Annotated in this window: 17 protein-coding genes; 4 read left to right on the plus strand and 13 right to left on the minus strand. The window is 52.5% G+C overall.

The window, feature by feature from the left end:
* Window position 1: 1 nt before the first annotated feature.
* Entirely contained in the window at window positions 2–862 is an 861-nt protein-coding gene (locus tag G604_RS0105600) for a GSCFA domain-containing protein (protein WP_028909706.1), read from the minus strand.
* 27 nt (window positions 863–889) lie between these two features.
* On the minus strand, window positions 890–3,382 hold the full coding sequence (locus G604_RS0105605) for a YfhO family protein (protein WP_028909707.1): 2,493 nt from the start codon (window positions 3,380–3,382) through the stop codon (window positions 890–892).
* 71 nt (window positions 3,383–3,453) lie between these two features.
* On the opposite strand from G604_RS0105605, the gene G604_RS0105610 reads away from it, so the two are divergent.
* Window positions 3,454–4,140, plus strand: a complete 687-nt coding sequence (locus G604_RS0105610) for a 5'-methylthioadenosine/adenosylhomocysteine nucleosidase (protein ID WP_028909708.1) — start codon at window positions 3,454–3,456, stop codon at window positions 4,138–4,140.
* Window positions 4,141–4,171: 31 nt separating this feature from the next.
* On the plus strand, window positions 4,172–4,654 hold the full coding sequence (locus G604_RS0105615) for an S-ribosylhomocysteine lyase (RefSeq protein WP_028909709.1): 483 nt from the start codon (window positions 4,172–4,174) through the stop codon (window positions 4,652–4,654).
* Between the two features lie 75 nt (window positions 4,655–4,729).
* On the opposite strand, the gene G604_RS0105620 is transcribed toward G604_RS0105615, so the two are convergent.
* Window positions 4,730–5,449, minus strand: coding sequence for a porin family protein (locus tag G604_RS0105620; RefSeq protein ID WP_028909710.1), 720 nt, complete (start codon window positions 5,447–5,449; stop codon window positions 4,730–4,732).
* A 112-nt stretch (window positions 5,450–5,561) separates the two neighbouring features.
* A complete protein-coding gene (typA, locus tag G604_RS0105625; RefSeq protein WP_028909711.1) occupies window positions 5,562–7,364 on the minus strand; it encodes a translational GTPase TypA in 1,803 nt (600 codons plus the stop codon).
* 205 nt (window positions 7,365–7,569) lie between these two features.
* Between typA and rpsO the strand changes: the two genes are divergently transcribed.
* Window positions 7,570–7,839, plus strand: a complete 270-nt coding sequence (rpsO, locus tag G604_RS0105630) for a 30S ribosomal protein S15 (protein WP_028909712.1) — start codon at window positions 7,570–7,572, stop codon at window positions 7,837–7,839.
* 56 nt (window positions 7,840–7,895) lie between these two features.
* On the opposite strand, the gene folK is transcribed toward rpsO, so the two are convergent.
* From folK to G604_RS0105660, 6 genes are all read right to left on the minus strand, one after another.
* Window positions 7,896–8,306, minus strand: coding sequence for a 2-amino-4-hydroxy-6-hydroxymethyldihydropteridine diphosphokinase (gene folK, locus G604_RS0105635; RefSeq protein ID WP_028909713.1), 411 nt, complete (start codon window positions 8,304–8,306; stop codon window positions 7,896–7,898).
* Between the two features lie 4 nt (window positions 8,307–8,310).
* Entirely contained in the window at window positions 8,311–9,477 is a 1,167-nt protein-coding gene (gene queA / locus G604_RS0105640) for a tRNA preQ1(34) S-adenosylmethionine ribosyltransferase-isomerase QueA (RefSeq protein WP_028909714.1), read from the minus strand.
* A gap of 61 nt (window positions 9,478–9,538) precedes the next feature.
* Window positions 9,539–10,228 carry a tRNA pseudouridine(55) synthase TruB gene (gene truB / locus G604_RS0105645; protein WP_028909715.1) on the minus strand — a complete coding sequence of 230 codons (690 nt, stop codon included), beginning with the start codon at window positions 10,226–10,228 and terminating at the stop codon, window positions 9,539–9,541.
* 4 nt (window positions 10,229–10,232) lie between these two features.
* Window positions 10,233–11,063, minus strand: a complete 831-nt coding sequence (locus tag G604_RS0105650; RefSeq protein WP_028909716.1) for an undecaprenyl-diphosphate phosphatase — start codon at window positions 11,061–11,063, stop codon at window positions 10,233–10,235.
* A 3-nt stretch (window positions 11,064–11,066) separates the two neighbouring features.
* On the minus strand, window positions 11,067–11,318 hold the full coding sequence (locus G604_RS0105655) for a DUF3098 domain-containing protein (RefSeq protein ID WP_028909717.1): 252 nt from the start codon (window positions 11,316–11,318) through the stop codon (window positions 11,067–11,069).
* Window positions 11,319–11,402: 84 nt separating this feature from the next.
* Window positions 11,403–12,281, minus strand: a complete 879-nt coding sequence (locus tag G604_RS0105660) for a cell division protein FtsX (RefSeq protein WP_028909718.1) — start codon at window positions 12,279–12,281, stop codon at window positions 11,403–11,405.
* Between the two features lie 336 nt (window positions 12,282–12,617).
* On the opposite strand from G604_RS0105660, the gene G604_RS0105665 reads away from it, so the two are divergent.
* Entirely contained in the window at window positions 12,618–13,400 is a 783-nt protein-coding gene (locus G604_RS0105665; RefSeq protein ID WP_028909719.1) for a radical SAM protein, read from the plus strand.
* Window positions 13,401–13,588: 188 nt separating this feature from the next.
* Here G604_RS0105665 and lpxA read toward each other — a convergent pair whose 3' ends face one another.
* The 3 genes from lpxA to G604_RS13655 are packed head-to-tail and all read right to left on the minus strand — an operon-like array spanning window position 13,589 to window position 19,121.
* Window positions 13,589–14,371, minus strand: a complete 783-nt coding sequence (gene lpxA / locus G604_RS0105670; protein ID WP_028909720.1) for an acyl-ACP--UDP-N-acetylglucosamine O-acyltransferase — start codon at window positions 14,369–14,371, stop codon at window positions 13,589–13,591.
* A 24-nt stretch (window positions 14,372–14,395) separates the two neighbouring features.
* Window positions 14,396–15,787: an efflux transporter outer membrane subunit gene (locus G604_RS0105675; protein ID WP_028909721.1), complete on the minus strand. Its 1,392-nt coding sequence runs from the start codon at window positions 15,785–15,787 to the stop codon at window positions 14,396–14,398.
* Window positions 15,788–15,800: 13 nt separating this feature from the next.
* Window positions 15,801–19,121 (minus strand): efflux RND transporter permease subunit, encoded by a 3,321-nt coding sequence (locus G604_RS13655; protein WP_036904713.1) that lies wholly within the window; start codon window positions 19,119–19,121, stop codon window positions 15,801–15,803.
* Window positions 19,122–19,169: the final 48 nt, after the last annotated feature.

A 19,169-nucleotide genomic window follows, 5' to 3' on the forward strand; every position in this document is an offset into this window, starting at 1 on the left:
TTTAAAGGTATTGTTTCTGTAGTGCAAAGTTAGGATATTTTTTTGATAACTCCCCTACTTTTAACATGGTTTTATTCATAAAATCTTTATATTCTTGCGAATCGGGGTGAAAAGGACGATGCTGCAGGGCTGCTTTCAGTGGCTCCCATTCTTTAAGAAAGGCTTTGGCGCCGTCAGAGAGGTAAGCATCCACAAAGCGTTCCCAGATATATTCCACGGCCTTCGAGGACGGATGGAGCATGTCATCGGCATAGAACCGATAGTCACGGAGCTCGTCATTGACGATCTCGTAGGCGGGGAAATAATCTACTTGATGCGGATAACGCCGGCAGACCTCATCGGCGGCGAGGAGCAGCGTGGCCTTGGAGAGTTGGGAACCGTGGTAGCCGTATTTACGGTAACGGATAGGACTGACGGTCAAGAGAAATCTCACCCCTTTGTTCAGCAACTCTATGGCTTCACTCAGGGCGTCAGCACACGCATCGACGGTGAGAGCCTTCTCCTCAAAGAGACGTTGCGGGCGCTTCTGACAGTTGTCTACAATCTCACCCGTCTCCTTCAAAATATACACATGGTTTGTACCGAGCGTCATGACGACGGTCTTCGGCAGCCATTTGTCATTCACGTTGGGGACCTTCCCTCCCTTTTCGATGAGGGGCTGGAGGATCAACTTCTCTATCGTATGTTTCACCGATACAGGGTTATACATCACGCCATAAGGGTTGACGAGAGCATGAAACTGGTTCTCCTGGAACTGATGTCCCAGGTTATCAGCAAAACAAGACCCCACGAAGAGCATGTCTTCGCAGGGTTCTATTTCAAAACTTCCTTTCGGAATATCTACTGTCGTTCGAAAATCCATAAAGATTATGTGAGATCCCTTTGCAGGTTACTTTTTTCTCTTATACTCCACGATGCCGAGCACGACGATGAGGAGCAGGAGGACATAACCGAAGTAAGCCACAGTCTCCGTCGTCTGCACACTCTTCGGATGGAAGTCGAGGACAACCTGGTGATTACCAGCAGGCACACGGAGGGCACGGAGGACATAGTTGACACGTCCAAGCTCAGCGGGCTTCCCATCAATCGTGGCTGTCCACTCCGGATAATAGATCTCCGAGAAGACGACGACACCACCCTTTGAGCTCTGCACGCTGTAGGTGAGATGGTCCGGCTTATAGTCGGTGATCTTGACAACAGACATATCATCCTGCGGCACAGCCTGTCCGAGTTCCACCTCAAACTTCTTGTCGGCCACGGCGGCATGACGGAGATCGATCTTCCCTACTCCATCCAGTTCCTCGTTGGCATTATTGACATAGTTGATCTTGTCAACGAACCACGCGTTACCATAGACATAGGGGTTCTGCAACGGCACTGTCTGACCACCCTGGAGCGGCAGGATAAAGTATTTCGCGTTGAGCATGTTCAGTACGGGCCATACCTTATTACCGTCCACCTTGGTCATATCGCCCTGCGCATTGGCGATAGCGGGCATCGTCTTCTGCATCTCAGGAGAGATATAAGCATCGATGAGCTCCTGGTAGCGGCGCAGCTTGGCAGCATGATATCCGCCAATGCTCTTGTGATAATAAGAAGTCTCATTCTCATTGAATGTGCTGCTGGCGAAATTCAGCACACGGTAGTCGAGGCTCTTGTCGCGGAGAATCTGCTTATCGGTGGCGGTCATAGCCTGCGGGGTGTCGCGCTCGCTCTTCTCGACGAACATATCATCGTAGAGGTAGCGCTTGTCAACCATCCACATATCCACCAAACAGAGAACAGCGATGGCGGCGATCATATACGGCGCACGGAGCTTGCGGTAACGATAGAGCAACAGCAGGGCCGTACCGATGACGATGATCCAGAAGGAGCGCCAGCAGTCAGCGGTGAAGATTGCCTTACGGACCACCGTGAGATTCTGCATCAGGAGGTTGATGAAGGCGGCACTGTCCGCATTCTGTGCGGCAATCTGATGGAACTGCTGCTGTTCGGCTGCGGAGATATAATCGAATATTCCCGGGAAGATCGCGAAGAGGAAGCAGAAGCCGGCGGTGAGACCGAAGGAGGTCCACAGCCACCGCTGTTTGGTCTTCAGGATATCGGGCTCGTCACAGATCTTCTTCAGTGCCATCATGGCCAGCAACGGGATCGTGAACTCAGCGATGACGAGGATGGACGCGACGGTACGGAACTTGTCGTACATCGGCACATAGTCGAGGAAGAAATTCGTGAAGCCCATGAAGTTCTTACCCCAAGAGAGGAAGATCGAGAGGATGGTGGCAGCGAGGAGCGCCCATTTCATCGGGCCCTTCACGATGAAGAGTCCGAGGATGAACAGCATGAGTACGAAGGCACCGACATATACCGGTCCACTCGTTCCTGGCTGGTCGCCCCAGTACTGTCCCAACTGCTGATAAGCCTGCATGAACTGCGGATCACCTTTCTCCTGTACGATCTTGTTCTCACTCATCGGCACAGAGGCACCACCCTTGGCATTCGGGATCAGAAGAGTCCAGGTCTCGTCGATGCCATAGCTCCACTGCGTGATATAGTCGCGGTCGAGGCCGTTGTTCGTCTGGTTGGCCGTGTTCTTCTTCACCAGCTCACTCTTGCCACGCATACTCTCCTGACCATACTGCCAGGTGTGATAGAGGTTACTGATGTTCAGACAGATACCCACGGCAGCACCGACAACGCAGACGGCGGAAGCTTTCCAGAAGCGTTTCATCTCATGCTTACGGATAGCGTCGGCAAGGAAGGCGATGACCATGAAGAGGATGACGAAGAGATAATAATAGGTCATCTGCACATGGTTGGCATTGATCTCAAAGGCCGTAAAGAGGGCCGTGACGAAGAGTCCCCACAGATATTTCCCGCAGTAAGACAATACGATACCGGCAATCATCGGCGGCAGATAGCCCAGGGCGAAGACTTTCCACATATGTCCGGCGGCGATGATGATGAAGAAATAGCTGGAGAAGGCCCACAAGATACTACCGAGGATGGCCAGTTCCCTTCGAAAGTCAAAAGCCCGCAGCAGGATATAGAAGCCCAGGAGATAGACAAACACTTCCCACACATAATCCGGCAGCCAGAGATGGAACACATTCTCCAACTGGTTCAGCACGGTCTGACTCTTATACGACGGTGCCATCTGATAAGTCGGCATACCGGAGAAGATGGAGTTCGTCCACCGGCTTGTCTCACCGGTCTTTTCCTGATACTGAGCTAACTCCTGTCCGGCACCACGGCCCGCACTGCTGTCGTGGCGATAGAGGATACGCCCGTCGATGTCGGCAGGCATGAAATAAACGAAGGAAATGACGGCAAAGATCACGATTGCCAGCACATCCAATAGGTACTTCTTGTTGAGTTTCATTATTTTTTTAATAATTTACCGCAAAGATACGGACTTTTTTTCGTAATTTTGCAACAAAGAATGAAAAATCAATGAAAATAGGAATAATCGTTGCAATGGACAAAGAATTTGCCCAGTTGCGCACACTGTTAGATGACGCTGACACCGAGCGCTATCATCATAAGGACTTCGTTCTGGGAAAATTAGGAAAGCATCAGATCATCATGCAGCAGTGCGGCATCGGAAAGGTCAATGCCGCCATCGGTGCCGTGGAGATGATCGACAACTACGCCCCCGATCTTGTGATCTCCACCGGTGTCGCCGGTGGCGCGAGCACGGAGCTGAACCCGCTCGATGTCGTCGTGGCCGCTGAGACGACCTATCATGATGTATACTGTGGTGAGGAAGTGGAATATGGTCAGCTCATCGGCACGCCGGCCCGTTTCCATGCTCCGAAAGAATATGTTGAGAAAGCCATCAGCCTGAACAGTCCCCAACAGAAAGTCGTCGCCGGCCTTACCGTCAGCGGTGACTGGTTTGTGGATACGAAAGAGAAGATGCAGTCTATCCTCTCCCACTTTCCGCAGGCCATGGCCGTGGATATGGAGAGCTGCAGCATCGCCCAGACCTGTCATATCTACAAGACGCCATTCATCTCCTTCCGCATCATCAGTGATGTGCCGTTGAAAGACGAGAAGGCGGCACAGTATTTTGATTTCTGGAACCGGATGGCAGAGGGCAGCTTCAATGTGACGAAAGATTTCTTGAAGTCATTATAAGTTTACATTATAATATTATACGTGCAAAATCATGAAGAAAATACCGAGTTTTACCATCAATCACCTCAAGCTCCTGCGTGGCATCTATGTCAGCCGCAAGGATGAGGTCGGCGGAGAAGTCATCACGACGTTTGATATCCGCATGAAAGAGCCGAACCGCGAGCCCGTTGTCCACGCCGGCGCCCTCCATACCATCGAGCATCTCGCCGCTACCTATCTGCGCAACGACCCCGAATGGAAAGACCGCGTGATCTACTGGGGCCCCATGGGCTGTCTCACGGGCAACTATCTCTTGCTGCGTGGTGATCTGGAGAGTAAGGATATTGTGGAACTGATGAAGCGCACGTTCCGTTTCATCGCTGACTATGAGGGAGAAGTCCCCGGCGCTGCTCCCCAGGACTGCGGCAACTATCTCCTCCACGACCTGCCCATGGCCAAATGGGAGGCCCGCAAATATCTCACGGAGGTTCTCGAGAACATCAAGCCCGAAAACTTGGTATACCCCACTCTGTAGGGACATGATTTATCATGATCCGCCCGTGAAAGGCCTGCCGTTCAGTGCTTGCGCTTTGCAAGCGCAAGGTAGGCCCTACAACTGATACCCCACAGAGAACCAGAAGGACTTGTTGCGGCTGTTCTGATCCTTCACGGCCTTCGTCAGCGGGAAGTTATAACGGACATCCAGGACGACATGCTCATACTCATACGACACGCCGAGGGGCAGCGTGAGACCAAAGGACTTGAACTCATCCTTATTTTTCGTATCCCACTGATAATTGTTCGCGTCCTGTCCGTCAATCTTATCATACTCGCGCTGGACAGTACCGTCCGAGCTGGTCGTCTCGGTGAAACTCGTCAGCGTCGACTTCCATTTCGCATAGGCCAGAAAGCCCGCCTGCAGACCGGCATTCACCGACAAGCCCGGCGCCACGTAGACATGGGCCATCAGCGGTACTTGGATATAACCTAAGTTCTGTGACAGGTCATAGTAGTCCTGTTCCTTATACTTATTTCCTTCTGTAGATGAGGAAGAATAATCCTTATAATGATAGCCTTGCAACGCATAATAAGCACCGAGCGACACCGCGACATTTTTCGTCCACTGATATTGCAGATCCGCACCGGCTACGAAGCCCGGCTTATACTGTGGTTTGAGGACAGCAACATCCGAAACTGCCAGAGGATCATCCGACATGCTGCTGATTGTCACGCCGACACGCGGAATGATGGAGACTGTGCCCACTTCCGACTGGGCCTGAGCACCAAGAGCGGCTGCCACTAAGGTAAGAGATAAAAAAAGACGTTTCATAAAATAGCGTTTTGATTCTATTCTATGAAACGTCTTGAATGGGAAAATATTGCCTGACCGGCAGGCGTTTTTCCATATGGGCGCCCACAAGGGGTGCCCCTACGAGAAGGAATTATTCCTTGTTGGCGCGCTTACGCTCGAGGTGGTCGAGGATGATCTTGCGCATACGCATGCTCTTCGGCGTCACCTCTACATACTCGTCTTCCTTGATGTACTCCAGGCATTCCTCAAGGCTCATCTCTACCTTCGGGATCACACGAGCCTTCTCATCGGAACCACTGGCACGGACATTCGTAAGCTGCTTGGCCTTTGTGACATTGATCACGAGGTCGTTGTCGTGCACATGTTCGCCGACAACCTCACCGGCGTAGACCTCATCTCCCGGATCGATGAAGAACTTACCACGATCCTGCAGCTTATCGATAGCATAGGCGTAGGCGGTACCAGTCTCCATGGCGATCATGGAACCGTTGGTACGACGCGTGATCTCACCCTTGTAAGGCTGATAGTTCTTGAAACGGTGTGCCATGATGGCCTCACCCTGGGATGCAGTGAGGACATTCGTACGCAGACCGATGATACCACGGGAAGGAATCTCAAACTGGATATTCACGCGGTCACCCTCGCTGTCCATACCGACAAGCTCGCCCTTACGGCGCGTCACCATATCAACCATCTTGGAAGAATAGTCATTCGGCACGTTGATGGTCAACTCCTCAATAGGCTCACACTTCTTGCCGTCGATCTCCTTGTAGATAACCTGCGGCTGACCTACCTGCAGCTCGAAGCCCTCACGACGCATGGTCTCGATGAGGACGGAGAGATGCAGCACGCCACGGCCACTGACGATCCAACGGTCAGTATAGCCTTCCACGGGCTTGACACGGAGGGCGAGATTCTTCTCCAACTCCTTGTCGAGACGCTCCTGGATATGACGGGAAGTACAGAACTTACCCTCACGGCCGAAGAACGGAGAGTCGTTGATCGTGAAGAGCATACTCATCGTAGGCTCATCAACGGCGATCGGCGGCAGCGGCTCCGGATTCTCGAAGTCGGCGATGGTATCACCGATCTCGAATTTCTCCAGACCGACAACGGCGCAGATATCACCACTCTCCACCTCGGGAGTCTGCTTATGGGTGATACCCTCAAAAGTATGGAGCTCCTTGATCTTCGTCTTCTCCTGCGTGCCGTCACGATGGCAGATTGTAATGTTCTGACCATCTTTCAGCACACCACGGTGCACACGGCCCACAGCGATACGGCCGGTATAATTGGAGTAGTCCAGAGAAGTGATCAACATCTGCGGCGTACCGTCGAGGTGCTTCGGAGCAGGGATGACCTTCACGATCAGATCGAGGAGATAGTCGATGTTATCCGTCGGCGTCTTCCAGTCAGGACCCATCCAGCCGTTCTTGGCAGAGCCATAGACAACGGGGAAGTCGAGCTGGTCCTCGGTAGCGTTGAGGTCGCACATCAGGTCGAAGACCATCTCGTAGACCTCTTCCGGCCGACAGTTGGGTTTATCAACCTTATTGACGACGACGATAGGCTTCAGACCGAGCTGCAGGGCTTTCTGCAGCACGAAACGGGTCTGAGGCATCGGGCCCTCAAAAGCGTCAACGAGGAGGAGGCAGCCATCGGCCATGTTCAGCACACGCTCCACCTCACCACCGAAGTCAGAGTGACCCGGTGTATCGAGAATATTGATTTTCGTGCCTTTCCATCTGATGGAAACGTTCTTGGAGAGGATCGTAATACCACGTTCACGCTCCAAGTCATTGGAGTCGAGGACCTCCCCACTGTTATCCTGTCCGTCACGGAAGAGTTTTCCAGCGAGCATCATCTTGTCTACCAACGTTGTCTTTCCGTGGTCGACATGCGCAATAACGGCAATGTTTCTAATGTCTTGCATCTGAATAAATCTTAAATAGCTATTTGTATTTGGCTGCAAAAGTACAAAAAATAAGTGGAATATTTGCACCTTTCTCAAAAAAGTTGTACCTTTGCACCCGCATTTTAGGAAAATCCTATGCATTCGACCTCGTAACCCGTTGTGATGATGGCGGCTGGCGAGGGAAGGATGTAATGATGCGACAACAATTAATCATTCAATTTCAATGTATTTGAACAAGGAAAAGAAGGCTGAGATCTTCGAGAAGAACGGCAAGAATGCCCAGGACACCGGTAGCGCAGAGAGCCAGATCGCTCTCTTCTCTTATCGTATCGCTCATCTGACAGAGCACGTGAAGAAGAACCACAAGGACTATGTCACCACACGTGCCATCACGAAGCTCGTCGGTAAGCGTCGTGCCCTCCTCAACTATCTCTACGACCGTGACGTTAACCGCTATCGTGCTATCGTCAAGGCTCTGGGTCTGAGAAAGTAAATAAGCCTCACCCACAAAAATAAAACTCCCACCTATTTTATAATAGGCGGGAGTTTTTATTTTTGGGATATTTCCCTCAACGGCACCATCACAAAGTCCCGCTCGTGCATCAGCGGGTGAGGAATCTTCAAGTCGGGCTCATCGATATGGAGATCATCGTAGAGAAGGATGTCGATATCAATCAGGCGGTCGTGATACTCACCGTTATGACTCTTCTCCGTACGTCCCATGAGTCGTTCGACCTCCTGTGTCTTCTCCAACACCTGTCGCGGCGACAACATCGTCTCCACACAGACGCAGGCATTCAGGAAGTCATGTTCCGACTGGAATCCCCATGGCTTCGTAGCATAAAGCGATGACCGGCGCGTCACAGCCCCGATCATCGCTTCTATCTTTTCTATGGACAAGGATATATTCCGCTCCTTATCCCCCAGGTTTGTTCCCAGGCCTAAATACACATTGTGCATTTCTTTAATCGTTCACGATCAACAGACTATCGCCGAAGCAACCGAACATATAACCATTCTTCAGCGCCAAGTCGTAACAGTTCATGACATTGTCATAACCGCCAAAGGCTGCCGTCTCCATCATCAGTGTTGAGCCAGGATGATAGAAGTTTACGACCATCGAGTCTGCCAGTCCGAAGTCATACGGTGGAAAAATAAACTTGTTCGTCCAACCGTCAAACTCCTTCAGGCGACCGTCTGTTCCCACGGCGGTCTCCGTAGCCTTCACCACACTGGCACCGACGGCACAGACATGATGCTCGTCATCCTTAGCCTTGTTAACCTTATGGCAGGCGTCAGCGCCGATGAGCATCTGCTCGGAGTCCATCTTATGTTTCGTCAGATCCTCTACCTCAATGGGGTGGAACGTGCCGAGACCACAGTGGAGCGTGACAAAGGCGGCACCGATGCCTTTGATCTCCATCATCTTCATCATACGCTCAGAGAAATGGAGACCCGTAGACGGCGCCGTCACGGCACCCTCATTCTTGGCGTAGACGGTCTGAAACTGTTCTAAGTCATCCTTCGTGGCGTGATGGTCCTCCCGGTTGTCGATGACATAGCGGGGCAGCGGGGCCTCACCAAGAGCGAAGAGATTCCGTTTGAACTCCTCATGGGGACTGTCATAGAGGAAGCGGAGCGTACGGCCGCGCGATGTGGTGTTATCAATGACCTCAGCCACCATCGTCGAGGTATCGTCGAAGAAGAGTTTGTTGCCGATACGGATCTTACGCGCCGGTTCCACGAGGACATCCCACAGGCGCATCTCCTCATTGAGCTCACGCAGGAGGAATACCTCGATCTTTGCGTCTGTCTTCTCCTTCGTACCATAGAGACGGGCGGGGAACACCTTCGTATCGTTGAATACGAACACGTCGCCGTCACCGAAATAGTCGAGCATATCGAGAAACTGCAGATAGTTACCCTCGTCGGGCTTGCCATCGCCGCCCTTGCGGTACATCTCTATCTCACTGCTCTTCTTGTGCAGCACCATCAGACGGGACTCGTCGCGGCGCGTCACCGTGAACGTTTCCTTGCTGCCGTCACTGCGCGTAAGGGTATGTTCGGCACGGTGGGGATAAAGGGCCACCTGCTCCTTAGGCAATTTGAAATCGAATTGTGATAACTTCATATTTTGTCTCCTTATATTTCATTATTATTCATCGGTGCACGGAACATGATGAATCATGTCCCTACAATTGCGCGGCGATCCACTCTTTGATATGATCGAAATCGACACAATCATCAACGGTAATGCCACCGCTGCGCGTGCGACGTAAGGCCGTGAGATAAGCGCCACTGCCGAGAGCACGACCGAGATCACGCGCCAAGGCACGGATATACGTACCCTTACCGCACGTCACATGGATCGTAAGCAACATCCGTGCCACATCGAAGTCCACGATATCGATGGCATCGATATGCACCAGCTTCGGCTTGAGTTTCACCTCCTCGCCGTCCCGCCGCAACTGATAAGCACGGTCGCCATGAATCTTCACGGCACTGTAGGTCGGCGGCACCTGTTCGATGTCTCCGATAAACTGCGGCAGGACAGACTGGATCTTCTCCAAAGTGATCTGCTCCGTGGGGTAAGTGGCATTGACGGGATGCTCCATATCGTAGCTCGCCGTCGTTGCGCCGAGCTGCAGCGTCGCCGTATATTCTTTTTGGTGCTTCTGCAACTCCTCGATATCCTTCGTCTTCTTTCCCGTACAAAGCACGAGAACGCCCGTAGCCAGCGGGTCGAGTGTTCCGGCATGGCCGATCTTCACCTTACGGCCGAGGGCATGACTGAGCTCGTATCTGACATGCGCCAGCGCGCCGAAACTCGTCATCTTATACGGCTTGTCAACGGCGAAGATTTCTCCTTTGATAAAATCCATGCGCTTAATCAACCATGACGAGTGAATGTCCTGTAGCCAACAAGAGCAGGATGACGCCCCCCACAATGATACGGTACCAGCCGAAGAGGCGGAAACCGTATTTCGTCAGGAAGCCGACAAACCATTTCATCGCCAGCATAGCCACGACGAAAGCAATGACACAACCCACGATGAGCAGGAAGATGTTCTGAGACGTAGCCCAGGTTGTTCCTTCCTTGAACATGTCGATGAGGTCAAGGAGCGTGGCGCCGGCCATCGTCGGCACAGCGAGGAAGAAGGAGAACTCAGCGGCATTCTTACGCGTGAGCTTCTGCTGCATGCCACCGACGATCGTCGCCATGCTGCGGCTCGTGCCGGGGATGACGCTCAGACACTGCCAGCATCCGATGATGAAGGCACGGCGCCACGTCACGAGGTTCTCGTTGCGGCCTTTATTGAAGATACGGTCACAGAAAAGCATGAACACGCCACCAATGACGAGCATGATGGCGACAACCATCACACTGTCCAACAGCCAATCGAGCAGGCCACTCTTCTTGGCGGCCAAGCCGACGATGACAGCGGGGATGACGCCCCAAATCAGTTTGCCGTAGAACGTCATCTTCTCATTAAACTCCTCCTGGTTGCGCATCTGGAAGAAATGCTTCCAATAGAGACAGACAACGGAGAGGATGGCACCAAACTGGATGATGAACGTGAAGGCATGCACGAAAGGATCTCCCTGCTGGACGCCGAGGAGATTCTGCGTGATAATCATGTGACCGGTAGAGGAAACGGGGAGGAACTCCGTGAGGCCCTCCACGATGGCGATGATAATCGTCTGAAAAAGATCCATGACTTACTTCTCCTCCTCGTTAGTGTTGTCGTTATCCTTCGGCTTCCGTGCCACGGCGTAAATGATCGACAGGAATCCCACGAGACAGACCACGGGGGCTACCTTGATACGCAGTGTACTGAAAATGTCGGGATTGAACATGTGCTCATTACTCCCGCTGCCGCTCATGAGGATGAATCCCAAGACGACGACGAGCATGCCGACGGCCACCAGAATGTAGTTGACCTTGTCGAATGCGAAATTTCTCTTATCCATTATAATAATTACTATTGTGTTCTATTGAAATCTATTGAGAGCTATCATGTTCTGTTGAGAGCTATAGCTTTCTATCGAGAGCTATCAGATCTTATACAAGTCTGACGCCTTCATCTTCAGGAACTTTGTCACCGATACACTGGCACAGATTCCCGTGATGATGATGCCGAAGGCGAAAACTGTCACACCGACAATGGTCATCTCTTTCCATGTCACGAATGTCTGCATGTCCGGCTCCCAAACATAAAGGCCATAAATACAACCGCCGAGGACGACACTGGCGATGAGGGCCGCCAACAGACCGATACCGATAGCACTGCGAACGAAAGGCCAGCGGATAAAGCCCCAGGAGGCGCCTACGAGTTTCATCGTGTGCATGGTGAAGCGACGGGCATAGATGCCAAGTTTCACCGTGTTGTTGATCAGTGAGAAAGAGACGATCGTCAACAACAGGGCGATGACGAGGAAGACAACACTCAGATTGGCAATATTCTTATTCACCTTCTCAATGAGGTCTTTCTCATAACTCACCTTGACGGCCTGAGGACACGCCCGCAGTTCCTTGCTGATCCACTGCAAAGAGTCGTTATTGGCATAGTCGGCTTTCAGCGTAATATCAATAGAGGCATTGAAAGGGTTACCACCGGCAAACTCCGTGGGATCAACTCCCAACTGTTGCTTACCCTCACGGAGAGCCTCTTGCTGACTGATATAATGGAGCTGGTTGACAAACGGACGAGCACGGAGCGTCGTCATGAGTGACTGAGCCTCGCCGTACGTCATGTCATGGTCAAGGACCATCGTCACGACAAAATTCTCCCGCACCCACGAGGACAGGTTACGTCCCGAAAGTGTGAAAAGGACTACGATTCCCAACAAGACCAACACCATGGCGGTGCTGATGCACAACGTCACTACCTGCAAGCCATGACGGCCGCCGGCTTTTCTACGACTTTTTCCCATTGTCGACAAGATACTTTAAACCTAATTTGGTGCAAAAATACGAAAAAAGAAATGAACAAGCGAGGCTTTAATTTTCATTAACGTTAAATTCTACCCTTTTCGCCCAACTATCAATATTTTTTTCTAACTTTGTAGCGTATCCCTCCACATAGGGGCACAACCAAAGACCCACAGCAGGGGCCGTCCCTTGTGGCGGCCCGTCGGCGGAACGCCGATTTGAAACGTCCTCTGGAATGCCGTTCCGGCATCGGGCCGCCACAAGGGACGGCCCCTGCAAAGGATCAATCTAATGATGTTCCGCCCTGAACACGAATAAATAATTAAAAACAACACGATATGAGCACAGTCATTTACCCCTCCCCGATCTACGGCCCCGTCCACAGCCGCCGTCTCGGCCTCTCCCTCGGAGTTAACCTCATGCCTGCCGATGGCAAGGTCTGTACCTTCGACTGCATCTACTGCGAATGCGGCTACAACAAAGACCATACGCCCCACGCCAAGCGCCCCACGCGTGAGGAGGTCGCCCAAGCGCTCGAAGAGACGCTTGTGAAGATGCAGAAAGACGGCCAAGTACCCGATGTCATCACTTTCGCCGGTAATGGTGAGCCCACCGGCCATCCCGATTTCCCGGATATCATCGACGATACGCTCCGCATCCGTGACCAATACTGTCCGAAGGCGAAAGTCTCCGTATTGAGCAACTCCACCTTCACGAATCAGCCTCTCGTTCATGCTGCCCTCATGCGCGTAGACAACAACATACTCAAACTCGACACCATCGATCCTGACTATATCCGCCGTGTCGACCGCCCCGTGAGTCCACACTACGACGTGAAGAAGATCATCGAACAGCTCGCCGCCTTCTCCGGCCATTGCATCATCCAGACCATGTTTCTCAAAGGCAAAGGCGCTGACGGATCCGATGTCGACAACACCTCCGATGAGTATGTACAGCCGTGGATCCGCGCCCTCATCAAGATTCAACCCCGGGAAGTCATGATCTACACTATCGACCGTGAGACTCCTGACCGTGAGCTTCAGAAAGCCTCTCACGAAGAGCTCGACCGCATTGCCCGTGAGGTCCGCGCCAACGGCTTCCTCTGCCAGGTCAGCTACTAAGCTAAAGGGCTGCGCCATGTATGAATGGCTTGCCGTCAAGTGCTTGCGCTTTACAAGCGCAAGGAAGCGCAAAACTCCTAACTCCTAACTCCTAACTCCTAACTCAACCAATAAAGGGATCCTGCCTCACGGCCGGATCCCTTCTTTATTATCAGAGTAAATTCATATAGGTATGAATAAAAAGAATCTTACCATTCCTTGGAGATGATTCCCGCTTTCGTCGCCTCAATGAAAGAGGTGATGTTGCGGATCTCCGGCCCATCGGGCACCTGGTCTTTAATTTGCAGAACGGCATCGAAGACACTGTTCTGTCCGTGGAAGACGAGGCGGTAGGCATTGGCGACATGACGCTGGACTTTCTCATCGATATGCCACGTATCCATCATCGGATTGTTCGGCCCTTCATACTCGATGGGGTTTCCACCAACGATAGCATACGGCGGCACGTCCTTGGAGAAACGTGTACCAGCCTGGAGCATGGCGAGATCGCCGACGCGCGTGCCGGCATTCTCGATGACTGAGGAGGAGAAGATCACACCCTTACCGATCTGACAGTCACCGGCGATCTTCGTACCATAGCCAAAGACATTATAGTCACCCACAACGGTATCATGGGAGATATGTACACTCTCCATGAGGAAGTTGTTGTTGCCGATAACGGTCTTGTGACCCTCGTGGGTGGCACGGTTGATGATGACATTCTCACGGATGACATTATTATCACCGATGACCACCTCACTGCGCTCACCACGGAAATCAAAGTCCTGCGGCAGAGCACCGATCACCGATCCCTGGTGGATCTTGTTGCCTTTTCCAATCTTCGTGCCGTTAAGGATACTCACGAAAGGAAAGATGACGGTGTTGTCACCAATCTCCACGTAGTCCTCAATGAAGACGAAGGGGAATATCCTGACGTTGTCGCCGATCTTGGCTTTCGGCGAGACAACGGCTTTATCACTGATTTGATTCATAGTCTTTTCTTTTTAAATCAAATATTATTTCGCACCACCACCAAGGGCATAATAGAGGTTGACGACAGCCTGCATCTTCGAGAACTGATCCTGTACCTGGTTGAGCTCGGCATTGAGGAGGTTCGTCTCAGCGGTGATCACTTCGAGATAAGTACTCCCGGAGCTGGCCATCAAGGAACGGGTATCCTCGACATTCTGCTTCAGCACGGCGATACGGCGCTCCTCGGTCTTGATCTTCGCATCGGAAGTGTTATAGAGGACGAGGGCGTTACTCACCTCACTGCCGGCAGTGAGCACACTGTTCTGCCACGTGTTGTAAGCCTGTTGATACTGGATCTGCGATGCCTTCAAATTGGCAGTCAGCTGTCCCTTCATGAAGATCGGCTGGGTCAGTGAGGCTACGGCATTGAGGAGAATCTTACCGGGATTCGTCACCATCATGCCACCACTGTTCGTGAAAGCTCCCGTTCCCGTGATGGTCAGTGAGGGATAGAACTTGCTGCGCGCTTCCTCTACATTATAGAAGCACTGCACAAGCTTCATCTCATTGGCATGGACATCGGCACGGTTACTGAGGAGTTGGATACCAACTCCGGTGGAGAAGTTCGACGGCAGACTCTGGTCGGCGAGTTTGCCACGGGCGATGGACTGAACAGGCTGACCGACGAGGAGTGACAGAGAGTTCTCCGTCTGACGGATCTGACGGCGGATATCCTCCTTCTGCGTCATGACACTCAGATAGGCAGCCTCAGCACTCTGCACGGCTGTAGAACGGACACCGGCGATGGTCTGCTTCTCGAGTTTCATAATGTCCCACGTATTCTTCGTCAACTCAGCCATATTCTCCACAATCTCCATCTCGCGGTCAAGCATGAGGAGCGTATAGTAAGAGTTGGCGATATTGGCGATGAGCTGCGTCTGAACAGCGACCTTATAGTCCTGCATCTGCAACAATGCTGCCTGGGCGCCACGTTTCTGAGCACGGAGATTGCCCCAGAGGTCAGCATCCCAGCTGGCAGTCAGCGGGAAGGAGTAGGTCTTCGTTGCCTTGCCCCAGTCCCAGGAAGAGATCTGTCCCTGCGGAGAGAACACGACCTGAGGAAGGAAGGCAAGCTTGGCAGCCTTCAACTGGGCCTCTGCGAGATCGATGTTCAAGGCAGCATTCTGCAGGTCGGGGTTATTCTCCAGCGCCTTACTGATGAGCTGCTGCAGATGGGGATCGGTGAACACGGAGCGCCAGGGGATGTTGGCAAAGGACGTCGTGTCCTTCACCGCCAGCGTGTCCTGGTCGTTGACGGCGTCACGCACGATACCCTTGGTGTTCACCGCAGGACGCTCATAGGCACCGTAGAGGCTCTTACAGCCCGTGAGGGCCACGGCTGCAAGGGCTATGATGATTAAATGATTCTTCTTCATTGTTCTCTTTTCCTTAGTTGTCTAAATACTGGTCATGCCACTGGATAGGCTTGTTCGGATGACCACTGGCCTTCATCTCGTCTTCCGTCTCCTTGCCGGCACGGGCATACTGACGGAGTTCGGCAGCGACTTCCTCGTTGGCCTCATCCTCAAACTTCATCGGCTTGATCTTCTCCTGCAGCCACTGGAAGATACAGAAGAGGGCCGGGACGACGAAGATCTGGATCATCGTACCAATCAACATACCACCGACGGCGGCAGCACCCAGCGTCTGGTTACCATTCTTTCCTACACCGGAGGCGAACATCAACGGCAACAGACCGATGACCATAGCCAACGACGTCATCAAGATAGGACGCAGACGGGCGGCGGCACCGAGGATAGCCGAATACTTGATGGCCATACCCGTTTCACGGCGCTCAAGGGCGAACTGGACGATCAAGATGGCGTTCTTGGCCAACAGACCGACAAGCATGATCAGTGAGATCTGCATGTAGATATCATTACTGTGGCCGAAGAGGTTCGTGAAGAGGAAGGCTCCTGCCAGACCGAACGGCACGGAGAGGATCACGGACAACGGCAGGATATAACTCTCATACTGTGCGCTCAGGATCAAGTAGACGAAGACGAAGCACAGGATGAAGATCATGGCCGTAGAGTTGGACGACTCGGCCTCGGAACGGCTCAGACCACTGTATTCATAGCCATAACCTGTCGGCAGGTTATCCTTGGACACTTCCTCAATGGCCTTCATGACCTGACCGGTGGAATAACCGGTGTTCGTATTCACACTCACATTAATAGAGGTGAAGAGGTTGAAACGACCGATATTGGAAGGACCGTAGACACGGCGCAGAGAAACGAACTCACTCACCGGAGCCATCTCGCCGGTAGAGGTACGTACATAGATACGGCTCAGACCGTCGGGACGCATACGACTGGCGACATCACCCTGAATCATGACACGGAAGAGCTTTCCGTAAGCATTGAAGTTGGAGGCGTAGAGACCACCATAGTACCCCTGCAGCACACTCAGCACGGCAGCCGGAGAGATACCGGCCTGCTTCGTCTTGGCAACATTGACATCCACCATATACTGCGGATAGTTCGGGTTGTAAGACGTCATAGCCTGCTGGACCTCGGGGCGCTTGTTCAGCTCGGCGATGAAGTTCTTCGTCACATTATAGAACTTGTTCAGATCACCACCGGTCTTATCCTCCATGGTCAGCGTGACACCATTCTGCACGGAGAAACCAGGGATCATAGGCGGACCGAAGGCCAGAATCTGCGCATCCTTGATAGATGCCGTCTGCTTATAGATCATGCCGAGCACGGAGTTCTGCTCGTAAGGATTGACGATGAGCGCCATAGGATCCTTCGTGGAGATGGCACGCTTGATGCGGGCGAAGAAACCACCGGAACGCTCCTCGAAAGGCTTCAGTTTGATGATGAACGTAGCCTGGTCGGATCCCTGGCCGGCAATGAAGTTGTAACCGACGATGGCATTACGGTGCAGAATAGCCGGGTTGTTGGCCAACATCTTGTCGACATCATTGACAATCTGCAACGTACGCTCCTGAGAGGTTCCCGGATTAGCAGAGATGGTCACGAAGATCGTACCCGTATCCTCATCAGGCACCAGACCGGTCTTCGTGGTCTGCATACCGATGACGAGGGCAATGATACCCACGACAACGAGAGCGGCCGTAATGATGCGGTGATTGATGATATGCTCTACACCTTTCTTATATTTAGTAACCGTCTTATCGAAGATACGGTTGAAACCGGCATGGAAGCGGGCCACAAACGTCTTGTTCTGCTCGGTCTCTTCCTTCTTATGCGGTTTGAGGAACATCGCACAGAGGGCCGGAGAGAGCGTCAGGGCGTTCAAAGCGGAAATGACGATACTCGTGGCCATCGTCACACCGAACTCACGGTAGAATGTACCACTCGTACCACCCATGAAGGACACTGGGACGAACACGGCAGCCATCACCAACGTAATAGAGATGATAGCACCCGAGATCTCGTTCATGGCATCGATGGCGGCCTTCAACGAACTGTCATAACCTTGGTCGAGCTTAGCATGGACGGCCTCGACGACCACGATGGCATCATCGACCACGATGGCGATAGCCAGCAACAGAGCCGAGAGCGTCAGCAGGTTGATGGAGAAGCCGAAGATCCAGAGGAAGAGGAACGTACCGATCAAAGCCACCGGCACGGCAATCATAGGAATCAACGTAGAACGGAAGTCCTGCAAGAAGATGTACACCACGACGAACACGAGGAACAGCGTGATGAACAGCGTCTCCACAACCTCGGAGATTGAGGCGAAGAGGAAGTCGGTGACATCATACATCGTCACGATCTTCATCCCCGGCGGCATGCTCTTCTGAGCATCCTGAAGGGCGGCCTTCACGTCCGTGGCAATCTGCGTAGCGTTGGAACCGGCAATCTGCTGGACCATACCCATACAAGCCGGCTTACCGTCATTCTTCAGATGGACATTATACATCAGCGAGCCGAGCTCGATCTTCGCCACATCCTTCAGATGGAGCGTCTGTCCCGTGGTCTTGCTCTGCAGGATGATATTCTCATACTCTACCGGCGTCGACAGACGACCTTTGTAGCGCAGCGTGTACTCATAAGCCATGTCGGAGTTCTCACCGAACTTACCCGGGGCAGCCTCGATATTCTGCTCCGCGAGTGCGCCAGTGATATCCGACGGGATGAGCCCATACTCCTTCATCTTATCCGGCTTCAGCCAGATACGCATGGAGTAGTTGGACGTAGACGGTGAACTGACATCACCGACACCGTTGATACGTTTCAACAGTGGGACAATATTAATATTGTTGTAGTTGGTAACGAACTGGTCGTCATACTGGCCCTTGTCGGACGTCACGGCATACATGATGACGTTGGACGTCTGACGCTTCGTCACCGTCACACCGACCTGCGTAACCTCGGAAGGCAGCAAGGCCTGCGCCTGCGACACACGGTTCTGCACGTTGACGGCAGCCATATCCGGGTCAGAGCCCTGCTTGAAATAGACCGTGATCATAGCCATACCGTCATTGGTGGCAGAAGAGGTCATATAGGTCATGTTCTCCACACCGTTGATGCTCTCCTCCAGAGGGACGACAACGGATTTCATCACCGTCTCAGCATCAGCACCCTGGTAAGTGGTGGACACCATAATGGTAGGCGGCGCAATATCCGGATACTGCTCAATAGGCAGCGAGACGAGGCCGATGACACCCAGCAACACCAGGAAGATGGAGATCACCGTCGACAGTACCGGTCGCTTGATAAATCTTGTAAAAGTCATAAAATGATTGATTTTCCAGCCGTTGGCGGAACATGATGAATCATGTCC

Source organism: Prevotella sp. AGR2160, assembly GCF_000424185.1.
Lineage (GTDB): Bacteria > Bacteroidota > Bacteroidia > Bacteroidales > Bacteroidaceae > Prevotella.